We start from the raw sequence: 19,179 nt of genomic DNA, 5'->3' as shown, positions 1-19,179 counted from the left end.
CCTAACTTGCGAGTAACGAGCGCGCCAGTCCTGACCGGCTGCGCACTGGCACACAGTTCGACGGACACGTTGCGTGTGCACAGCTAAACTCAGTGTCATGGATGAGGAGTTCCGCTCGCTGACGGACCGGATCGCGGGCGAGGCGGGGGAGTCGGAGGCCTTGCGCCTGCTGCTCGCCACCGAGGACCACGAGGAGCTGGCCCGGGTCCTCGTGGAGCGTGAACGCCCGCTGTGGGCCCGCGAGATCGCGGCGTTCCGGCTCGGCTGCGGCGGCGACCGCCGGGCCTTCGAGGCGCTGGTCCTCCTCCTCAACCACCGCGATCCCGAGCGCTGCGTATCCGCCGCGCACGCGCTGCGGCTCCTCGGCGACCCCCGGACACCCAGGGCGGCGGCCGCACTCGCGACCAACAACATGCGGACCGCCTATGCCCTGCACCCGATCCGGCTGCTGACCGCCCTGCGGGCGCCCGAGTCGGTGCCCGCCCTGGTCAGCACCCTGCGCCGGCTGCTCACCCCCGACGAGCCGCACTGGCGCGTCGCCCTCGCCTGCGTCGAGGGCCTGGGGGTCCTGGAGGACGGAAGGGCCCGCCCGGTACTGGAGGCGGCGCTGCCGCACCCGCGCCTCGGCACGGCGGCGGCAGCAGCCCTCAACCGGCTTCCGGCGGGCTGAGGGAGCGGGCAGGCTGTTGGGGGCCCAGGGCGGTTGTCCCGCGGCAGGGTTCCGACGGGTCCATGGCATCCATGTGCGATGTCGGGTCGCGGCCGTACGGGAACGCAACCCGGAGCCGGGAGACGGTCCGGCACGCGCTGTATCTATGGCGCGGGACGTTGAGCGCGGCAACATAGGTGACGGGTTTCGCGACGGACGCGACAGTGCAGTTCTTCGTCAATGACCTTGTGCGCAGGCCGTCGCATGGCCGACCTCGAAGCCCAGATCGCCGACTCTACGGTGCACTGAATCACCTCGCCGGGTTCAGGGGGCGGTCTCACCGTCCTTGGCCGGTGAGACCGCATCGCCGAGGCGAACGCTGAGCTGGGAACCTAGCTCCTGGAAGCCCAGCGCACGTGCCACACGCTTTGACGGATGCGGCCGCGCTCTCCACTGCGGAAGCAGCCTGGCATCAAGCGCATGCGCTACCGCCGCAGACGCCACGGCCAGCGCCAGCCCTCGGCCTCGATGCCCCGGCGCTACGAGCACACTCAGGTGAGCCACCGACTTCGGCCAGACCTGATAGCCGGCCGCGGCAACCACGCCGTCACCCCCGCGAAGGACGAATGCGGGCGAGGTGATGTCATCCAAGCCGGCTTCCCCTGCGTCCTCTTCACCTGCACGGGCCAGGAGTGCGGACATCTCGTCGTCGCCGCACACCGCCTCCACGACAGCGCCGACAGCGGCGCCTCCTTCCGTGGGCAGGAAGTCGGAGCGGTCGAGATAGAAGAGGGACGCAGGACCAAGTACGTCGAGGACGGGCAACACATCACGCAAGCGGTCCTCGTCGACGAGTTCCTCGTCGGACAGCGTGCTTGAAGCGGCCATCATCAGCTTGGCGACCTGCACGCTCGGCACGGTGACAATGCCGGCTCCGCCGAGGACGACGACCCCTGTCCACAACGGCGGGCACAGTCGCGAGCTGGGCGATACCACAACGTTCGCCCCGTCCGAGGAGGAGAACTCCACTGGCGTCACCGCCAGCTGTGTCCACAGCTCCCGGGCCCGGTCAAGCAAGAGATCGCTAGTCATGACCGTATCGTGTCGGGCCCCAGGCCCCTGGACGACTGATTTACAACGGGGACGGAAGCACCAGATGCCCCTCGTACCGCGACCGCTATCGTCCCGTTCCAGTCTGTCGGCCCGATCGCATTGGCGGGCGGAGTTGTGGAAAGCACGACGTGCCGCGGCGGTGGTGCAGGAGAGGTCGGCTGTGCCCATCGACATCGCCGTGAGCCTCCGCGTACGCCGAGCGGTCAGGCACCGCAGCGCGAGCAGGGTTCAAGCCCCAGCTTCTCCCGCGCCTCATCCTCTGGCGCAGCCGCCCACTTGTCGACGGTGTCCCGCTTCCCCGTCAAGGCCGGGCACTCGCCGTTGACGTGATATGCGGTGCGGTGGATGCCTTCGCGGTACATGACGATCCGCATGCCCTACAGTCCTCTCGGTCGCCGATGGAACTCAACGTACTTCAGCCTGCGGGTTCGGGTACGCACATGGGAAAGGCGTGGGCGTTGCTGTGCTCTCCCGTCGAGATTGGCCGCTCAACGCTGGAGATCCCCGGCTCTCTGTGGCACGTGGCGATCGGCAGAGGTCGTTAGTCACGTCGCGTATGTGCACGCCGTGCGCGTGGACGGGCCGTGTGATCACACGGCCCATCCTGGCGTACACCCCCGGCACGGGGCATCGTGGTTTCTCAGCCGCGGAAGCCGAGCAGGCCGTGCAAGGTGCTGCCCTTCGTGCCGGCCGGGGCCTTCGTGGACGCGACCGCCTTCGGCTCCGGCAGGGCGTCGCAGACCGCGTCCGCGCCGCTGCCGCCGCCCTTCGGGAGGGTCCCGTCGGTCAGATAGTCCGTCAGGTACTTGTCCAGGCAGTCGTTGCCGCTGAGCGTGATGCCGTGGTTGCCGCCGCCCTGTTCCACGACGAGGCGGGAGCCCTTGAGCCGGCGGCTCATCGTGACACCGCCCTCGTACGGGGTGGCCGCGTCGTCCGTCGCCTGGAAGAGGAGGGCCGGCGGGATCCTGTCGTTGGTGACCCGCAGGGGCTCCAGCGGTTCCACCGGCCAGGTGGCGCACGGGGCGTTGTACCAGGTGTTGTTCCACGACATGAACGGCGACTTGCGGTGGGCGTCCCAGGTGTCGTCGCGCCACGCGCTCCAGGCCCGGGGCCAGCCCGCGTCGCGGCACTGCACGGCCGTGTAGACGGAGTAGCCGTTGTCGCCGCTCCGGTCCACCGCGCCGAAGTCCTCGTACGCGGTGGCGAGTGCGTCCTGGTCGCCGTCGTTCACGTACGCGGCGAACGCCTCGGCCAGACGAGGCCAGTAACCGTCGTAGTAGCCACCGGGCATGAAGGTGTCCTCGAGCTCACCCGGACCGACCTTGCCCGCCGCGGGGTGCTCCTTGACCGCGTCGCGCATCCAGTACCACGCGCTCTCGACCTGGGCCGGGTCGCTGCCGAGGCCGTAGACGGCGTCGTTCTTCGCGACCCAGGCGGCGAAGGCCTTGTGGCGGGCGTCGAACGCGTGGTCCTGGCCCAGGTTGTCCTCGTACCAGACGCCGTCCGGGTCGACGACCGAGTCCAGCACCAGGCGGCGCACGCGCTCCGGGAAGAGCTTGGCGTAGACCGCGCCGAGGTAGGTGCCGTACGAGTAGCCGAAGTAGTTGATCCGCTTCGCGCCGAGAGCGCCGCGGATGACGTCGAGGTCCTTGGCGGCGCTGACGGTGTCCATGTACGGCAGCAGGTCGCCGTGTTTCTCGCCGCAGGCGGTGGCGAAGGAAGCGGCCCTGTTGCGTGCGGTCTGCTCGGCCTCGTCGGAGTCCGGCACGCTGTCGGGGCGCACCGGGGCGAAGTACTTCGGCAGGCAGTCCAGGGCGGGGGTGCTCTTCCCGACCCCGCGCGGGTCGAACCCGATCACGTCGTACTGCGCGGCGACGGCCTTGGGCAGCGAGGCCGCGACGAAGCCCGCCATGGAGAGACCGCTGCCGCCGGGACCGCCCGGGTTGACCAGGAGCGGACCTTGCGAGGTCTTCGCGGTGTGCGGGATGCGCGAGAGGGCGAGCGTGATCCGCCTGCCCGACGGGTTGTCATGGTCCAGCAGGGAGTGGACGGTCGCGCACTGCAGGGCCGGATACGCCTTCGTCCCGCAGCCCTTCCACTTGAGGGGCGCGGCCGCGCGCGGGACGGCCCCGCCCGCCCCGGTGGACGGCGTCGACGCGGTCGACGGGGCCGCGGTCACCAGGCCGGCGACCGTGGCACCCACCGCGACCAGAATTCCTGCACGTTTCGTCATACGGCCTCCCGGCACAGTGCGATGCGGCTGTGGGTGGCACAGCCCCGGCCGCATGCTTCCCGGATCCGGCCGAGGAAGGACACGTGACGCCATGAGTTGACCCGTTCGGGCAGGGAGACGGGTGAGGTCGGAGCAGGGTCAGCCGGGTGGGACCGTCCGTGAGGGCCTCCGGCGCGTCCGGGGTGCCGGGCCGGCGGGCGCCTCCCCGGTCGGCTGGTCCGATCCCGAACTCGGCGGCGAGGAGCGCGGCATTGCCCTGTTCCCGTGGTTTTCTCTGCCAGATTTTCCCAGCGCATGGCCGCCTCCTCGGTAGTGCTGCGCCGAGAATAGAATCTGTGTTCCCTTGATCGTGTGTGGCCGGACGTGGGCAGTCGCACACCGGGCTCGCCGCGCGGCACGGCCCTCCGTCGGGCGCCCTGATCGGCGTGCGCTCCGGCCAACACGTCACCCGACCCGGAGGTCCCGATATGACCAGCAAGTTCACCGAGCTCGGCATCGACTGCGCCGATCCCGGCGCCCTCGCCCGGTTCTGGTGCGCGGTCCTTGCCTACGAGGTGCGCGACACGGGTGACGGACTCGTCACCATCGGGCCGCCGGCGGCGCCCGGAGGCGAAGAGCGCCTCGGCCCGGTGCCGCCGACGCTCACCTTCGCGCGCGTGCCCGAGGGCAAGACCGTAAAGAACCGGCTCCATCTCGACGTCAGCCCGGCCGACAGGGAGCAGGGTGACGAGGTGCACCGCCTGCTCGGCCTGGGCGCCCGGCGCTCCGACGTGGGACAGGGTGACGAGAGCTGGGTCGTGCTCGCCGACCCGGAGGGGAACGAGTTCTGCGTCCTCGCGGCACGATGCCCCTGAGTGGTGGCCGCACACCGCGCCGCACCCGCTTCCAGCCGCCCGCCCGAGACCGGGCGATAACGCCCCGGGCTTCGCGAACCCGGCCTGCGCGGGCCGGACTTCGCCGGTTTCCCTACCCATGCACACCCGGTTCCGCCCGGGGCCCGATTTTGAGGGCTCGTACCCGAGGTGATTGGCTCATCAGCACCCCGAACACCCGAGTGCTGGAGGAGCAGGCATGGCGCAGGTCGAGGCCACGACAGAGCGGATCATCGCGGCGGACGCAGAGACGGTGTTCGATGCGCTCGCCGACTACAAGGAGGTCCGGGGCAAGGTGCTGACCGGGCACTTCAGCGAGTACGAGGTGCGTGAAGGCGGCGACGGCGAGGGCACGCTCGTGCGCTGGAAGCTCCAGGCCACGAGCAAGCGGGTCCGCGACTGCCTGCTCGAGGTCACCGAGCCCACCGACGGGCAGTTGGTGGAGAAGGACCGCAACTCCTCGATGGTTACCACCTGGACGGTGACCCCGGCCGGTGAGGGCAGTTCCAAGGCCGTCGTGTCGACCGTGTGGAACGGTGCCGGTGGCATCGGCGGGTTCTTCGAGCGGACGTTCGCGCCCAAGGGGCTCGGCCGGATCTACGACGAGGTGCTGCAGAACCTGGCCGCCGAGGTCGAGAAGTAGGCCTGCTCCTCCTGCTGTTGGCGCCGCGCCGGCCTCACCGGAACGAGTGGTTTTCCGGGGAGGCCGGTTGTGCGCCGTAGTGCCTCCCACCGGCGCATAAGCCCTCTGCGTGCGCCGTGAGTGCGCCCGGTCGCGTTTGCCCCGCCTTGCCGCCTGATGCGACAAATGGGCGGCGCAGCTGCGACGAGGGGAGCGTCACGTGGTGGGTGGTATCACGCTGGTCAAGGACGAGCCGGGAGGCACCGAGTGCGGACCGGCCGGCATCGCGGCGGAGTTCGCAGGGCAGGGTGCCGGGACCGACGCCCTGCCTCCCCCGCCGTCCGCCACCGACGTCACCCTGACGGCCGGTGGGATCAGTCCCCGCCGGATCCGCATGGTCTTCCTCGGGCTGATGCTCACCCTGCTGCTCGCGGCGCTCGACCAGATGATCGTCGCCACGGCACTGCCGAAGATCGTCGGCGAGCTGCACGGGCTGGACAAGATGTCCTGGGCGGTCACCGCCTATCTGCTGGCCTCCACGATCGGTCTGCCGATCTACGGGAAGCTCGGGGACCTCTTCGGGCGCAAGGGGGTCTTCCAGTTCGCGATCGTCGTCTTCGTCATCGGCTCCGCGCTTGCCGGCTGGTCCCGCACCATGGACGAACTCATCGCCTTCCGGGCGGTCCAGGGCATCGGCGGCGGCGGGCTCATGATCGGTGTCCAGGCGATCATCGCCGACATCGTCCCGCCCCGCGAACGCGGGCGCTACATGGGGCTCATCGGGGCGGTCTTCGGCCTCGCGTCCGTCGCGGGGCCTCTGCTCGGGGGCTTCTTCACCGACCACACCTCCTGGCGCTGGTGCTTCTACATCAACGTGCCTTTCGGTCTGGTCACCCTCGCCGTCATCGCCCTCGTGCTGAAGCTCCCCAAGCCGTCCGTACGCCCCCGGCTCGACGTCCTCGGTGCGCTGCTGCTCGCCGCCGGCTCGACCTGTCTGGTGCTCCTCACCAGCTGGGGAGGAACCGAGTACGCCTGGGGCTCGCGCACCGTCCTCGGGCTCGCCGCCGGGGCCGTCGGATCGGCCCTGCTGTTCGTGGCCGTCGAGCACCGCGCGGCCGAACCCGTCATCCCGCTGCGGCTGTTCCGTGACTCGGTCTTCAACGTCACGGCGCTGGTGGGCGCGGTCGTCGGGGTGGCACTCTTCGGTGCGGCCAGCTACCTGCCGACGTACCTGCAGATGGTCGAGGGCGCCAGCGCCACCGAGTCCGGTCTCCTGATGCTTCCCATGATGGGCGGCATCGTGGGCGCCTCGATCGTCTCCGGCCAGCTCATCTCCAGGACCGGCCGCTACCGGATCTTCCCCCTGCTCGGCAGCGCGGTCTCGGCCGTGGGCATGTGGCTGCTCTCCCGGCTGGAGACCGGTACGTCCGCGTTCGTGTACGGGATCTGGCAGGCGGTGCTCGGCGTCGGCATCGGCCTGGTCATGCCTGTGCTCGTGCTCGCCGTGCAGAACTCGGTACGCCCCGCGGACCTCGGCAGCGCCACCAGCGCCAACAACTACTTCCGCCAGATCGGCGGCAGCGTCGGGGCGGCCGTCTTCGGGACCCTCTTCGTGGGGAGGCTCGCCGACGCACTGGCCGTGCGGCTCCCCTCCGGGTCCGGCCTCCCCGACGCGGAGTCCATCACCCCGCAACTGGTCCACGCCATGGAACCCGCGCTGCGCGACGCGTACATCCGGGCCTACGCCGACGCGATGCCCCGCATCTTCCTGTACCTCGTGCCGGTGCTCCTGCTCGGCCTGTTCCTCGCCTTCTTCCTCAAGGAGAAACCGCTGGTGTCCCACCACACCCCCCAAGCCGCGGACCTCTCGGCGACGCACTCCGAGATCCCGGCGGCCCGCTCGGACCCCGGCCCGCCGCCCCCGGGCCAGCTGCCGGGCATCCCGGTCCGCGGGAACGTCCAGCACTCCGACGGCACCAAGGTGGGGCGCGCGGCGCTCACCCTCATCGACGTTCAGGGGCAGCAGGTCGGCCGGGGCGCGAGCGGCGACGACGGACGGTACGCGCTGGGCGCCCCGGGCGCCGGCTCGTACGTGCTCATCGCCGCGGCGGGCGGGCACCAGCCGCAGGCCGTCAGCGTCACGGTGGGCGAGCGGCCGGTGGACCTCGACCTGGTGCTCGGGGGCGCCGGACGGCTCGCCGGAGCCGTGCTCACACCGGACGGCGCACCGGTCCGCGACGCGGCGGTCACCCTCACCGACGTACGCGGCGAAGTCGTCGCGACCACCCGCACCGGGCGGGAGGGCGCCTACGTCATCAGCGAGCTGGTGGCGGGTGAGTACACCCTGGCCGCCAGCGCCCCGGCGTTCCGGCCCGCGGCGCTCCCGGTGAGCGTCCAGGCGGCCAGGGAGACCCGGCAGGACATCGAACTGGCGGGTGGCGCCGTGTTGCGCGGGATCGTGCGGGCCCCCGGCGGCCGGGCCGTCGAGGACGCGAGGGTCACACTGCTGGACGCGGCGGGCAACGTGGCCGGCACGCTCACCACAGGTGCGGACGGGGCGTTCCGCTTCGTGGACCTGTCCACGGGCGAGTACACCGTGATCGCCGCCGGATACCCGCCGGTGGCCACCGTGCTGCAACTCCCGGGGGGCGGACGTACGGAACGCGATCTGCAGCTGGGGCACGAGGACTGAACTCCGGCTCCCGCGGGGGCGGGTGTGCGGAAGGCGCGCACACCCGCCGCTGCGGACCACGCGGCCGGCCGGGCGGGGACCAAGGGCGCGGGGCGGATTCCCGTCAGCGCACCGGTGCCTCGCGGACCAGCGCCATCAGCGCCCGGGCTCCCGGGCTCATCGTCCCGGCGGGCGGCAGCACGACCACGCTCCGGTACACCGCAGGCTGCGCGCCGTCGACCTCCACGGTGACCAGGCCCCGCGCCTCGGGTTTCCGGGAGAAGTGGTGTGGCACGACGGCGATTCCCAGCCCCTGGTGCACCAGCTCCAACAGGCTGTGCACATCGCTTACCTCCAGTGCCACCGTGCGGCGCACCCCCGCCGTGGCGAAGGCCTCGTCCGCCGCCCGTCTCGGCCCCCAGTCCGGGTGGAAGTCGATGAACGACTCGCCGTCCAGGGCGCTCCAGGCGACCGCCTGTGTCCCCTTCGCGGCCAGCCGGTGCCCAGGAGCACACAGGACGATCATCGGCTCCCGCGCCAGCGGTACGAGGTCGCCCCGCCACTCCGGCGGGCTGACCGTGGCGGCGAACGCCAGGTCCAGCCTGCCGCCCGCGACCCCTTCCAGCAGGCTGGACGTGCCCTCCTGCCTGAGCCGGATCTCCATGTGCGGATGCTCCCGGCGGAACGCTGCCAGCAGCCGTGCGGGACTCACCCCGGCCACGCACTGCTCAACCCCGAGGGTGAGCGTGCCGCGCAGCAGCCCCCGTACGGCGTCGACGGCGTCCCGCGCGGCCCGTGCGCCCGCCAGCGTGCGCTCAGCCTCGACGAGGAGTGCCTGCCCGGCCTCGGTCAGCCGGACCGAGCGTGTCGTGCGGCTGAACAGGGGCGCCCTCAGCTCCTGTTCCAGAGCCCGGACGGACGCGGACAGCCCGGACTGGGAGACGGCCAGTCGCTCGGCCGCGCGGGTGAAGTGCTGTTCCTCGGCGACGGCGACGAAGTGCTCCAGCTGACGCAGTTCCATGATTGAGCAATGTAATCGATGAATCCCAGCGGAATCTCCTGTTGGACCGCTGGATCATTCTGCGCAAGGCTGGAGCACGCGCACCAGACCTGGCGCGCCGACGTCATGTCCCGTGGAGTGCCCGCATGTACCTTCCGTCCGCCGACCGCTATTCCTCCATGCCCTACCGGCGCACCGGGCGCAGCGGCCTGCTGCTGCCGGCGCTCTCGCTCGGGCTCTGGCACAACTTCGGAGGCGACCGGACGCCCGAGGGCCAGGGCGCGATCCTGCGCAGGGCCTTCGACCTGGGCATCACCCACTTCGACCTGGCGAACAACTACGGCCCCCCGCCCGGCTCGGCCGAGATCGCCATGGGCCGCGCCCTGAAGACGGACTTCGCGGGCCTGCGGGACGAGATCGTCGTCTCGACCAAGGCGGGCTACCACATGTGGGAGGGGCCGTACGGGGAGTGGGGATCCCGCAAGAACCTGCGCGCCTCGCTCGACCAGAGCCTCACCCGGCTCGGCCTCGACTACGTCGACATCTACTACTCGCACCGCTTCGACCCCGACACGCCGCTCGAGGAGACGATGGGCGCCCTCGACACCGCGGTCCGCCAGGGCAAGGCGCTGTACGCCGGCATCTCCAACTACTCGGCCGAGCAGACCTGCGAGGCCGCCCGCATCCTTGGCGAGCTCGGCACCCCTCTCCTGATCCACCAGCCGCGCTACTCCATGCTGGACCGCTGGGTCGAGGACGGACTGCTGGACGCCCTGGACGAGCTGGGGACCGGCTCCATCGCCTACTCGCCCCTGGAGCAGGGCATCCTGTCCGACCGCTACCTGCGCGGAATCCCCGAGGGTTCGCGCGCGGCGGGCACCAGCCCCTTCCTCTCGGCCGAGGCCGTCACCCCGGACCTGGTCGCCCGGCTCGGCGAGCTGAACGAGGTGGCGCGCGAGCGCGGCCAGTCCCTGGCCCAGATGGCACTGGCCTGGGTGCTGCGCGGCGGCCGGGTCACCTCCGCCGTCGTCGGCGCCAGCAGCGTCGCCCAGCTGGAGAACAGCGTCGAGGCCCTCCGCAACCCGGAGTTCGGCGACGACGAGCTCGCCCGTATCGAGCAGCTCCTCAAGAGCACCTCCCGCCCCTGATCCAGGAGCCGTCCGCCGCCGTGCACCGAGCGGAGGCGGACGGCTGTCACGGTCCGGCGCCCGCCGTCCGGACGACCGTCACCGGACTGGACCAGTGACAGATCACGAAGGCTCTGGTCCGGTGCTGCTGCGGCGCGTACCGTGATGCGGCACGAAGATCCTCTTCCCGGAGACGGGCGGAGGACCGACCGACCAGCGACAGGACCGCGCACCGTGAAGATCCTCGTCAGCGCCGACATGGAGGGCGCCACCGGAGTGACGTGGCCGGCCGACGTGCTGCCCGGCACACCGCAGTGGGAGCGGTGCCGGTCGATGTTCACCTCCGACGTGAACGCGGCGGCCCTCGGCTTCTTCGACGGCGGGGCCGACGAGGTGCTCGTCAACGAGGCCCACTGGACCATGCGCAACCTGCTCCTGGAACGGCTCGACGAGCGCGTCCAGATGATCACCGGCAGACACAAGTCCCTCTCGATGGTCGAGGGCATCCAGCACGGGGACGTCGACGCGGTCGCCTTCGTCGGCTACCACACGGGCGCCGGCACGGAGGGCGTGCTCGCCCACACCTACCTCGCCAACTCCATCACCGGGGTCTGGCTGGACGGCGTTCGCGCGAGCGAGGGACTGCTCAACGCGCACGTGGCCGCCGAGTACGGTGTCCCGGTCATCCTCGTCACCGGCGACGACCTGACCTGCGAGGACGCGGACACCTACGCCCCGGAGGCCCGCAAGGTCGCCGTGAAAGACTATGTCTCGCGGTATGCGGCGGTGTGCCGCACACCGGCCCGTACCGCCGCCGACATCCGGGCGGCGGCTGCGGGTGCGACCTCGCTCGCGGTGCGCCACGCACCCGTGACCGGCGGTCCCCGCACGGTGGAGCTGGAGTTCGACGCCGAGCACCTGGCGGCGGCCGCGACCGTGGTCCCCGGCGTGGCGCCGAGCGGCGAGCGGCGCGTCGCCTATACCAGCGGGACGATGTACGAAGGAATTCGCACGTTCAAGGCGGTGACGACGATCGTGTCGGCCGCCGTGGAGGAACAGTATGGCTGAGACGGGCACCCCGGACGGACCGGTCGACGAGCAGGCGCTCGACGAATCGGTGAGGTTCACCTCCGAGCTGATCCGGATCGACACCACCAACCGCGGGGACGGCACCTGCCGGGAGCGCCCGGCCGCCGAGTACGTCGCCGAACGGCTGGCCGACGCGGGGCTGGAGCCCGCTCTCCTGGAGCGCACACCGGGCCGGACGAACGTGGTCGCCCGGATCGAGGGTACCGACCCGTCGGCCGACGCCCTGCTCGTGCACGGACACCTCGACGTGGTGCCCGCCGAGGCCGCCGACTGGTCGGTCCACCCCTTCTCCGGCGAGGTGCGCGACGGTGTCGTGTGGGGACGCGGCGCCGTCGACATGAAGAACATGGACGCGATGGTCCTCTCCGTCGTCCGGGCCTGGGCCCGCGCCGGTGTCCGCCCGCGCCGTGACATCGTCATCGCCTACACGGCCGACGAGGAGGCCAGCGCGAACGACGGGGCCGGGTTCCTCGCGGACCGGCACGCCGAGCTCTTCGAAGGCTGCACCGAGGGCATCAGCGAGTCCGGCGCCTTCACCTTCCACGCGGGTCCGGGCCTGGCGCTCTACCCGGTCGCGGCGGGCGAGCGCGGGACGGGCTGGCTGAAGCTGACCGCCGAGGGCAAGGCCGGCCACGGTTCGAAGGTCAACAGGTCCAACGCCGTCAGCGCCCTCGCGGCCGCCGTCGCCCGCATCGGCGAGCACGAGTGGCCGGTGCGGCTCACCCCGACCGTACGCGCGGCACTCGTCGAGATCGCCGCGCTGCACCACATCCGTGTCGACCCCGACGCGCCCGGCTTCGACGTGGACGAACTCCTGGGCAAGCTCGGCCCGGCCGCCGCTCTGATCGAGCCGACCATACGCAACAGCAGCAACCCGACGATGCTGGACGCCGGTTACAAGGTCAACGTGATCCCCGGACATGCCACCGCCCACATCGACGGGCGCATGGTGCCCGGCGGCGAGGACGAGTTCCGCGAGACCCTCGACCGGCTGACCGGACCGGGTGTGACGTGGGAGTTCGCCCACGAGGAGGTCGCCCTCCAGGCGCCGGTCGACTCACCTACGTACGCCAAGATGCGGGCCGCGCTCGAACTGTTCGACCCGGGCGCCCATGTCGTCCCGTTCTGCATGTCGGGCGGTACGGACGCCAAGCAGTTCTCCCGGCTCGGCATCACCGGCTACGGCTTCTCACCGCTGAAGCTGCCCGTCGGCTTCGACTACCAGGCGCTGTTCCACGGAGTCGACGAGCGGGTCCCCGTCGAAGCCCTGCACTTCGGCGTCCGGGTCCTGGACCACTTCCTGCGCAACGCCTGACCGACTACGGGGGGAAATCCACATGGTGACCACAGCGGCGTACGGCACGTGGCCGTCACCGATCGACGCGGCACTCGCCGCCTCGCACGACGGCAAGCCCGAGTTCGTCGGCACCGTCGGCGACGAGGTCTGGTGGACGGAACCGCGCCCGGCCGAGGGCGGCCGCCGGGCGCTCGTGCGCCGCCGGGCCGACGGCGGCACCGAGTCCGTGCTCCCAGCACCGTGGAACCCGCGCAGCCGCGTGATCGAGTACGGCGGCACCCCGTGGGCCGGTACGGCACGCGACGAGGGCGGACCGCTGGTCGTCTTCGTCCACCACGCCGACCAGCGGCTGTACGCCTATGAGCCGGACGGCCACGGTGGGCCGAGGCCGCTCACGCCGGTGTCGGACACTGGCGAGGGGCTGCGCTGGGTGGACCCCGAGGTGCACCTCGACCGCGGTGAGGTGTGGTGCGTGCTGGAGGAGTTCACCGGCGAAAAGCCCACCGACGTACGCCGGGTGATCGCCGCGGTGCCGCTCGACGGATCGGCGGCGGACGACCGTGCCGCGGTGCGTGAACTCAGTGACGGCCGGCACAGGTTCGTCACCGGGCCCAGGCTGTCGCACGACGGCCGGCGCGTCGCCTGGATCGCCTGGGACCATCCGGAGATGCCGTGGGACGGCACCGTCGTGATGTGCGCCGAGGTCACACCGGAGGGTGCCTTCACCGGGGTGCGCCCCCTCGTCGGGGACACGGACGAGTCGGTCGTCCAGGTGGAGTGGGACCGGGACGGCTCGCTGGTCTTCGTCTCGGACCTCGGGGGCTGGTGGGAGCTCCAGCGCATCAGGCCGGACGCCGCGGCTGGCGGCGTCGTGCCCAGCACCCGGCTCTGCGCCGTGCACGACGAGGAGTTCGGCGGTCCGTTGTGGAGGATCGGCCTGCGCTGGTTCCGGCTGCTGGACAACGGCCTGATCGCCGTCATCCACGGCCGGGGCACCACCGCGCTAGGGGTCCTCGATCCCGAGACCCGCGAACTGGTCGACGCCGTGGGCCCCTGGACCGCGTGGGCCGAGACGCTCGCCGTGCAGGACACCCGGGTCATCGGCATCGCGGCGAGCCCTCACACGTCGTACGAGGTGGTCGAGCTGGACACCGCCACCGGCCACACCCGGACCATCGGTTCGGCGCATCAGGACGCGGTCGACCCCGCCTACTGCCCCGAGCCCGTGATCCGCACCTTCACGGGGCCGGGCGGCCGGGAGATCCACGCCCACGTGTACCCCCCGCGCCACCCCGAGCGCACGGGTCCCGAGGGCGAGCCGCCGCCTTACGTGATCTGGGCGCACGGTGGCCCCACCGGCCGTTCCCCGCTCGTGCTCGACCTGGAGATCGCCTACTTCACCTCCCGGGGCTTCGGAGTCGCCGAGGTCAACTACGGGGGATCGACCGGATACGGACGCGCCTACCGTGAACGGCTCCGCGAGCAGTGGGGTGTGGTGGACGTCGAGGACTGCGCCGCCGTCGCCCTGGGACTGGCCGAGGAGGGCTCGGCGCACCGTGACCGGCTCGCCATCCGGGGCGGCAGCGCGGGGGGATGGACGGCCGCCGCGTCCCTCACGCAGACGGACGTGTACGCCTGCGGGGCCATCAGCTACCCGATCCTCGACCTGGAGGGCTGGGCGACCGGCGAGACGCACGACTTCGAGTCGCGGTACCTCGAATCGCTCGTGGGCCCGTACGCCGAGGTGCCGGAGCGCTACCGCGAGCGTTCGCCCGTCAACCGGGTCGACGGTCTCACCGCCCCGTTCGTCCTGCTCCAGGGGCTCGACGACCCGATCTGCCCGCCCGCCCAGTGCGACCGCTTCCTCGCGGCGGTCGAAGGCCGCGGGGTTCCCCACGCCTACCTCGCCTTCGAGGGCGAGAGCCACGGCTTCCGGCGTGCCGACACCGTGAGGCGCGCACTGGAGGCGGAACTCTCCCTCTACGCACAGACGTTCGGCATCGACCTCCCCGACGTGCCGCTGCTGGAGCTGAAACCGTGACCCTGGAACCGCTCGCCCGTGCGGCGCGGCTGAGGCCCGGAGCCCGGGTCGCCGTCGTCGCCCCCAGCGGGCCCGTGCCGGCCGACCGGCTCGAGCGCGGCCTCGATCTGCTGCGCGGCTGGGACCTCGACCCCGTGGTGGCCCCCCACGTACTCGACACGCACCCCGAGCTCGGCCACCTCGCGGGCACGGACGAGCACCGTGCCCGCGACCTCCAGGAGGCATGGTGCGACCCGTCCGTCGACGCCGTGCTCTGCGCCCGCGGAGGGTACGGCGCCCACCGCATGGTCGATCTCCTGGACTGGCCGGCGATCCGGGCCGCCGGGCCCAAGGCCTTCGTCGGTTACAGCGACATCACCGTCCTGCACGAGGCGTTCGCCGTGCGTGCCGGGTTCTCGACCCTGCACGGACCTATGGTCGCCACCGAGGTGTTCCTGAAGGACGAGGCCACCCGGGAGAGCTTGCGGTCCACGCTCTTCGAGCCCGAATCGGTGCGCACCCTGGGTCTTCACGGGGCGGCCGCACTGGTCCCCGGCCATGCCCGGGGCGTCACCTACGGCGGCTGCGTGAGCCTGCTCGCCGCCGACGCGCGTACCCCCGGAGCCCGGACGTCCGCCCGCGGCGGCCTGCTCATGATCGAGGACATCACCGAGGACGCGTACCGCATCGACGGCATCCTGACGCGGCTGCTGCGCATGGGGGCACTGGACGGGATATCGGGCGTGGCCTGCGGATCGTGGGAGGACTGCGGGCCGTACGAACAGGTGCGGGCGGTACTCGCCGACCGGCTCGGCGGGCTCGGCGTGCCGGTGGTCGAGGAGCTGGGCTTCGGCCACAGCCCCACCGCGCTGACCGTCCCGTTCGGTGTGCCGGCCGTGCTCGACGCGCCTGCCGACGGCGGCCGTTGCACGCTCACCGTGCAGGTCCCCGCACTGGTCTGACGCGACGTCGCCCTACGTCGGCGCCGCGCCGTCGGTGGGGACCCGGCCCCGGTCCCGCCCGGCGGAAGCGAAATCATCCTGTGAAACCCCGTCCCAGTGCGTTGACATCGGTATGAGCCGTGTCACAGCATGGGCCGGGCCCGGTACTTACCGGTCGGTAAGGTGTCCTCGGTGTGGAGGTCCATGTGTCGCGTGCCGTGTCCAGATTCCGCCGTCCACTCACCTTGCTCGCCGGGGCGGCGCTGCTCGCCCCACTGGCCCTGACCGCTGCCCCCGTGGCATCGGCGGCGGACCGGTACACGGTCACCCCGCTGGAGTTCACGGTCCGGGCGGGCGGCCGCACCTGCACCGTGGACGCCGACCTCTACCGCCCCGCAGGGGTCGACGCGGAGCACCCGGCGCCGGCGGTCCTCGCCACCAACGGATTCGGCGGCAGCAAGTCCGACGGCTCGACCGACGTCATCGGCAGGGCCTTCGCCGAACGCGGCTACGTCGGCCTCGTCTACTCCGGCCTGGGCTTCGGCAGGTCCGGCTGCCTCATCACGCTGGACGACCCCGCGATCGACGGCAGAGCGGCCTCCGGCCTCGTCGACTTCCTCGCCGGGACCCGGGCCGCCGACGACGGGACCAGGGCCGACTACGTCACCACGGACGCGCCGGGCGACCCCGTGGTAGGCATGATCGGCGGCTCGTACGGCGGAGCGGTCCAGCTGGCCACCGCATCCGCCGACGACCGCGTGGACGCGCTCGTCCCGCTGATCACCTGGAACGACCTGGCCCACTCACTCGCACCCAACGCGGCCGGGGCGACCAGGGGCGTCTCGTCCGACACCCCCGGTGTGTTCAAGTGGCAGTGGACCAACGGCTTCTACCTCATGGGCGAAGGGCAGCCGCTGCTGGTGCCCAGCCTCGACCCGTCCCGGTTCGGCAGTCCCGCCTGCCTGCACTTCGCCGCGCGGGCGTGCGACACCATCCGCCTCCTGAACTCCGGCCGCTACCCGGCCGCCGCGACCCGGGAGATGCTGACGTACGCGCGGAGCGTCTCACCGGTCTCCTACCTGTCAGGCGTCACGGCGCCGACCCTGCTCGTGCAGGGCCAGGCCGACAGCCTGTTCAACCTCAACGAGGCCACCGCCACCTACCGCGCCCTGAAGGAGCGGGGCACGACGACGAAGATGATCTGGCAGGCCTGGGGCCACAGCGGCGGAGCGGTGCCCGGCGAACTCGACCTCGCCACCGGCAACCTGGAGACCAGCTACGTCGGACAGCGGATCCTGGCCTGGTTCGACCGCTACCTCCGGCACGACGGCTCCACCGCGACGGGACCCGAGTTCGCCTACTACCGGGACTGGGCGGACGGCTACGGCACCGCGGCGGCCGTGCCCGGCACATCCCGCACGATGTACCTCTCCGGCGACGGCGCCCTGGTGGACAGCCGCGCGAAGGTCGTCCGGGGGAGCCGCAAGTACACCAACTGGCTCCTGCCGAGCAGCCACTCCGAAAGCTCCCTGGCCGGGCTGATCGGCCTGTCCGACCGGGCACCGTACGACATCAAGGGCACCTACCTCGACTGGACCGGCTCGCCACTGACAGCCCCGCTCGATGTGGTCGGCGCTCCGAGGGCCACGCTGAAGGTCGTTTCGCCCACGGCGGAGCGGGCCCAGGGAAGCGGTGACGCCGCTGACAGGCTCGTGCTGTTCGCGAAGGTCTACGACGTGGCGCCGGACGGGACCCAGAAGCTCGTGAACCGCCTGGTCGCGCCGGTACGCGTCCCGGACGTCACCCGCCCCTTCACGGTGGAGCTGCCCGGGATCGTGCACCGGTACGGGACCGGGCACCGGCTGCGGTTCGTGATCGCCGCGAGCGACGACGCCTACTTCGGCAACCGCGGCATCAAGCCCGTCACCGTCGTCAGCGCTCCCCAGGACACCGGGGTCCTGGAGCTCCCCGTCGTCGGCTGACGCTCACCCGTACGGCCCGCTCCGCCGCTCACCGGACCCGGGAGGCATGCATCCTGGGGTCCGGGGACCACCGCTCCCGGCCCCTGGACCCAGGACCCAGCGAAAGGGCCGCACATGAGCCCCAAGGACGTATCCGGCGGCACCGGGGCGTTCACGCCCGCCCGTGTCGCCGTCACCGTGCTCGCGGTGCTGGCCCTCGTCTTCATCTGTGTGAACACGGACGAGGTCACCATCCGCGTGATCATCCCGGAGGTCACGATGCCGCTCTGGGCGGCGCTGCTCGGGGTCTTCGTCGCGGGGCTGCTCTGCGGGGCCTACTACTTCCGCAGGAGGGCCCGCCGGTAGACCCGGCCCCCGGACCTGAGCCCCCGGCCGGCACGCCCGTCACGCACTTCCACGGCGCACACTTGAAGGGGAGCCCCCGGGGTACTCGCCGGTGTGAACGGGGAGCGGGCGGCGAAAAGGGAGCGGACGTGCGGACTGTCGGTGTCGAGGAAGAGCTCCTGCTCGTGGATGCGGAGAGCGGTGAGCCGCAGGCGCTGTCGACGGCGGTGCTGGCCCTCGCCGAACGGCGGGCCGAGGGGGAGTCCGCCTTCGAGTCCGAGCTCCACGACCATCAACTGGAATTCGCCACCCGGCCGTGCGCCACGATGGCGGACGTGGCGGACGAGATACGCCGCTCGCGTGCCGAGGCGGCGCGCAGCGCGGCGGACGCGGGGGCCGCCGTGGCGGCGATGGCGACCTCGCCGCTCCCGGTGAGCCCCTCCATCGGGGAGGACGAGCGCTACCGCTGGCTGGCGGATCGGTTCGGCCTGACGGCACAGGAACAGCTGACGTGCGGCTGCCATGTACACGTGTCGGTGGAATCCGACGAGGAAGGCGTCGCCGTACTGGACCGGATGCGCCCCTGGCTCCCGGTCCTGCTCGCCCTCAGCGCGAACTCCCCGTTCTGGCAGGCGAAGGACACCTCCTACGGCAGCTACCGGAGCAGGGTGTGGGGGCGATGGCCGTCCGCCGGGCCGGTGGAGGTGTTCGGCTCCGCCGACGCCTATCACGAGAGGGTTCGCGCGCTGATCGACACCGGGGTGCTGCGCGACGAGGGGATGATCTACTTCGACGCCCGGCTCTCGCACCGCTATCCCACGGTGGAGATCCGGGTCGCGGACGTGTGCCTGGACCCGGCCGACACCGTGCTGCTGGCCACGCTCGCGCGCGGTCTCGTCGAGACGGCCGCACGCGACTGGCGGACGGGCAGGGAGCCGGACCCCGTCGCCGTGAGCGTGCTCCGCATGGCCGCCTGGCAGGCAGGCCGCTCGGGCATGGACGGGCCACTGCTCAGCCCCCTCACGATGCGCCCCGCTCCGGCGGCCGAGGTGGCGCGCGCCCTGCTCGCCCATGTGAGCGACGCGCTGGAGGACAGCGGCGACCTCGGGCAGGCGGAGAAGGCCCTGCGGGCAGTGGAGGCGCGAGGGACCGGGGCGCGGATCCAGCGGGACCTGCTGGCGGACTCGGGCAGCCTGCGTACCGCGGTGACGGAGTGCGCGGCCAGGACGCGGGGCTGAC

The 19,179-nt window shown here is 71.7% G+C and carries 16 protein-coding genes; 12 read left to right on the top strand and 4 right to left on the bottom strand.

What is annotated here, in order from left to right:
* Window positions 1-97 precede the first annotated feature (97 nt).
* Window positions 98-670: an adenylosuccinate lyase gene (locus ACFU5K_RS07480; protein ID WP_384057916.1), complete on the top strand. Its 573-nt coding sequence runs from the start codon at window positions 98-100 to the stop codon at window positions 668-670.
* A 303-nt stretch (window positions 671-973) separates the two neighbouring features.
* Here ACFU5K_RS07480 and ACFU5K_RS07475 read toward each other — a convergent pair whose 3' ends face one another.
* From ACFU5K_RS07475 to ACFU5K_RS07465, 3 genes are all read right to left on the bottom strand, one after another.
* On the bottom strand, window positions 974-1,558 hold the full coding sequence (locus ACFU5K_RS07475) for a GNAT family N-acetyltransferase (protein WP_384057914.1): 585 nt from the start codon (window positions 1,556-1,558) through the stop codon (window positions 974-976).
* A 407-nt stretch (window positions 1,559-1,965) separates the two neighbouring features.
* A complete protein-coding gene (locus tag ACFU5K_RS07470) occupies window positions 1,966-2,136 on the bottom strand; it encodes a hypothetical protein (protein ID WP_384057913.1) in 171 nt (56 codons plus the stop codon).
* Between the two features lie 266 nt (window positions 2,137-2,402).
* The gene (locus ACFU5K_RS07465; protein WP_384057911.1) at window positions 2,403-3,995 is read right to left on the bottom strand and encodes an alpha/beta hydrolase; all 1,593 of its coding nucleotides are present in this window, start codon (window positions 3,993-3,995) and stop codon (window positions 2,403-2,405) included.
* Between the two features lie 467 nt (window positions 3,996-4,462).
* Between ACFU5K_RS07465 and ACFU5K_RS07460 the strand changes: the two genes are divergently transcribed.
* The 3 genes from ACFU5K_RS07460 to ACFU5K_RS07450 all read left to right on the top strand — a co-directional run bounded on the left by ACFU5K_RS07460 (window position 4,463) and on the right by ACFU5K_RS07450 (window position 8,181).
* The gene (locus tag ACFU5K_RS07460; protein WP_384057909.1) at window positions 4,463-4,849 is read left to right on the top strand and encodes a VOC family protein; all 387 of its coding nucleotides are present in this window, start codon (window positions 4,463-4,465) and stop codon (window positions 4,847-4,849) included.
* Between the two features lie 217 nt (window positions 4,850-5,066).
* The gene (locus tag ACFU5K_RS07455; RefSeq protein WP_384057907.1) at window positions 5,067-5,510 is read left to right on the top strand and encodes an SRPBCC family protein; all 444 of its coding nucleotides are present in this window, start codon (window positions 5,067-5,069) and stop codon (window positions 5,508-5,510) included.
* A 199-nt stretch (window positions 5,511-5,709) separates the two neighbouring features.
* Window positions 5,710-8,181, top strand: coding sequence for an MFS transporter (locus ACFU5K_RS07450; protein ID WP_384057905.1), 2,472 nt, complete (start codon window positions 5,710-5,712; stop codon window positions 8,179-8,181).
* 103 nt (window positions 8,182-8,284) lie between these two features.
* Here the strand turns inward: ACFU5K_RS07450 and ACFU5K_RS07445 are convergent, their stop codons facing one another.
* Window positions 8,285-9,181 carry a LysR family transcriptional regulator gene (locus ACFU5K_RS07445; protein WP_384057903.1) on the bottom strand — a complete coding sequence of 299 codons (897 nt, stop codon included), beginning with the start codon at window positions 9,179-9,181 and terminating at the stop codon, window positions 8,285-8,287.
* Window positions 9,182-9,306: 125 nt separating this feature from the next.
* Here ACFU5K_RS07445 and ACFU5K_RS07440 point away from each other — a divergent pair, with 125 nt between their 5' ends.
* From ACFU5K_RS07440 to ACFU5K_RS07405, 8 genes are all read left to right on the top strand, one after another.
* Window positions 9,307-10,308: an aldo/keto reductase gene (locus ACFU5K_RS07440; protein WP_384057901.1), complete on the top strand. Its 1,002-nt coding sequence runs from the start codon at window positions 9,307-9,309 to the stop codon at window positions 10,306-10,308.
* Between the two features lie 213 nt (window positions 10,309-10,521).
* The gene (locus tag ACFU5K_RS07435; RefSeq protein WP_384057899.1) at window positions 10,522-11,355 is read left to right on the top strand and encodes a M55 family metallopeptidase; all 834 of its coding nucleotides are present in this window, start codon (window positions 10,522-10,524) and stop codon (window positions 11,353-11,355) included.
* Window positions 11,348-12,691, top strand: coding sequence for a M20/M25/M40 family metallo-hydrolase (locus ACFU5K_RS07430; protein WP_384057898.1), 1,344 nt, complete (start codon window positions 11,348-11,350; stop codon window positions 12,689-12,691). The genes ACFU5K_RS07435 and ACFU5K_RS07430 overlap by 8 nt, the downstream gene beginning before the upstream one ends.
* A gap of 22 nt (window positions 12,692-12,713) precedes the next feature.
* Window positions 12,714-14,714: a S9 family peptidase gene (locus tag ACFU5K_RS07425; protein WP_384057897.1), complete on the top strand. Its 2,001-nt coding sequence runs from the start codon at window positions 12,714-12,716 to the stop codon at window positions 14,712-14,714.
* The gene (locus tag ACFU5K_RS07420) at window positions 14,711-15,655 is read left to right on the top strand and encodes an LD-carboxypeptidase (RefSeq protein ID WP_384057895.1); all 945 of its coding nucleotides are present in this window, start codon (window positions 14,711-14,713) and stop codon (window positions 15,653-15,655) included. Before ACFU5K_RS07425 ends, ACFU5K_RS07420 begins: the two co-directional genes overlap by 4 nt.
* Window positions 15,656-15,828: 173 nt before the next feature.
* A complete protein-coding gene (locus tag ACFU5K_RS07415; protein ID WP_384057894.1) occupies window positions 15,829-17,616 on the top strand; it encodes a CocE/NonD family hydrolase in 1,788 nt (595 codons plus the stop codon).
* Window positions 17,617-17,730: 114 nt separating this feature from the next.
* A complete protein-coding gene (locus ACFU5K_RS07410) occupies window positions 17,731-17,961 on the top strand; it encodes a DUF1049 domain-containing protein (protein WP_384057893.1) in 231 nt (76 codons plus the stop codon).
* Window positions 17,962-18,089: 128 nt separating this feature from the next.
* Window positions 18,090-19,178 (top strand): glutamate--cysteine ligase, encoded by a 1,089-nt coding sequence (locus tag ACFU5K_RS07405; protein WP_384057891.1) that lies wholly within the window; start codon window positions 18,090-18,092, stop codon window positions 19,176-19,178.
* The last annotated feature ends 1 nt before the right edge of the window (window position 19,179 follow it).

The organism is Streptomyces sp. NPDC057428, assembly GCF_042803195.1.
Classification (GTDB): Bacteria; Actinomycetota; Actinomycetes; order Streptomycetales; family Streptomycetaceae; genus Streptomyces.
The sequence above is the reverse complement of the archived record's forward strand: the minus strand, read 5'-3'. Positions and strand labels throughout refer to the sequence as shown.

What these genes read in the sequence shown, in the direction of transcription:
- ACFU5K_RS07480 (WP_384057916.1), top strand. Translation starts at nt 98, where the DNA reads ATGGATGAGGAGTTCCGCTCGCTGACGGACCGGATCGCGGGCGAGGCG.
- ACFU5K_RS07470 (WP_384057913.1), bottom strand. Translation starts at nt 2,136, where the DNA reads ATGCGGATCGTCATGTACCGCGAAGGCATCCACCGCACCGCATATCAC.
- ACFU5K_RS07465 (WP_384057911.1), bottom strand. Translation starts at nt 3,995, where the DNA reads ATGACGAAACGTGCAGGAATTCTGGTCGCGGTGGGTGCCACGGTCGCC.
- ACFU5K_RS07460 (WP_384057909.1), top strand. Translation starts at nt 4,463, where the DNA reads ATGACCAGCAAGTTCACCGAGCTCGGCATCGACTGCGCCGATCCCGGC.
- ACFU5K_RS07455 (WP_384057907.1), top strand. Translation starts at nt 5,067, where the DNA reads ATGGCGCAGGTCGAGGCCACGACAGAGCGGATCATCGCGGCGGACGCA.
- ACFU5K_RS07445 (WP_384057903.1), bottom strand. Translation starts at nt 9,181, where the DNA reads ATGGAACTGCGTCAGCTGGAGCACTTCGTCGCCGTCGCCGAGGAACAG.
- ACFU5K_RS07440 (WP_384057901.1), top strand. Translation starts at nt 9,307, where the DNA reads ATGTACCTTCCGTCCGCCGACCGCTATTCCTCCATGCCCTACCGGCGC.
- ACFU5K_RS07430 (WP_384057898.1), top strand. Translation starts at nt 11,348, where the DNA reads ATGGCTGAGACGGGCACCCCGGACGGACCGGTCGACGAGCAGGCGCTC.
- ACFU5K_RS07425 (WP_384057897.1), top strand. Translation starts at nt 12,714, where the DNA reads ATGGTGACCACAGCGGCGTACGGCACGTGGCCGTCACCGATCGACGCG.
- ACFU5K_RS07410 (WP_384057893.1), top strand. Translation starts at nt 17,731, where the DNA reads ATGAGCCCCAAGGACGTATCCGGCGGCACCGGGGCGTTCACGCCCGCC.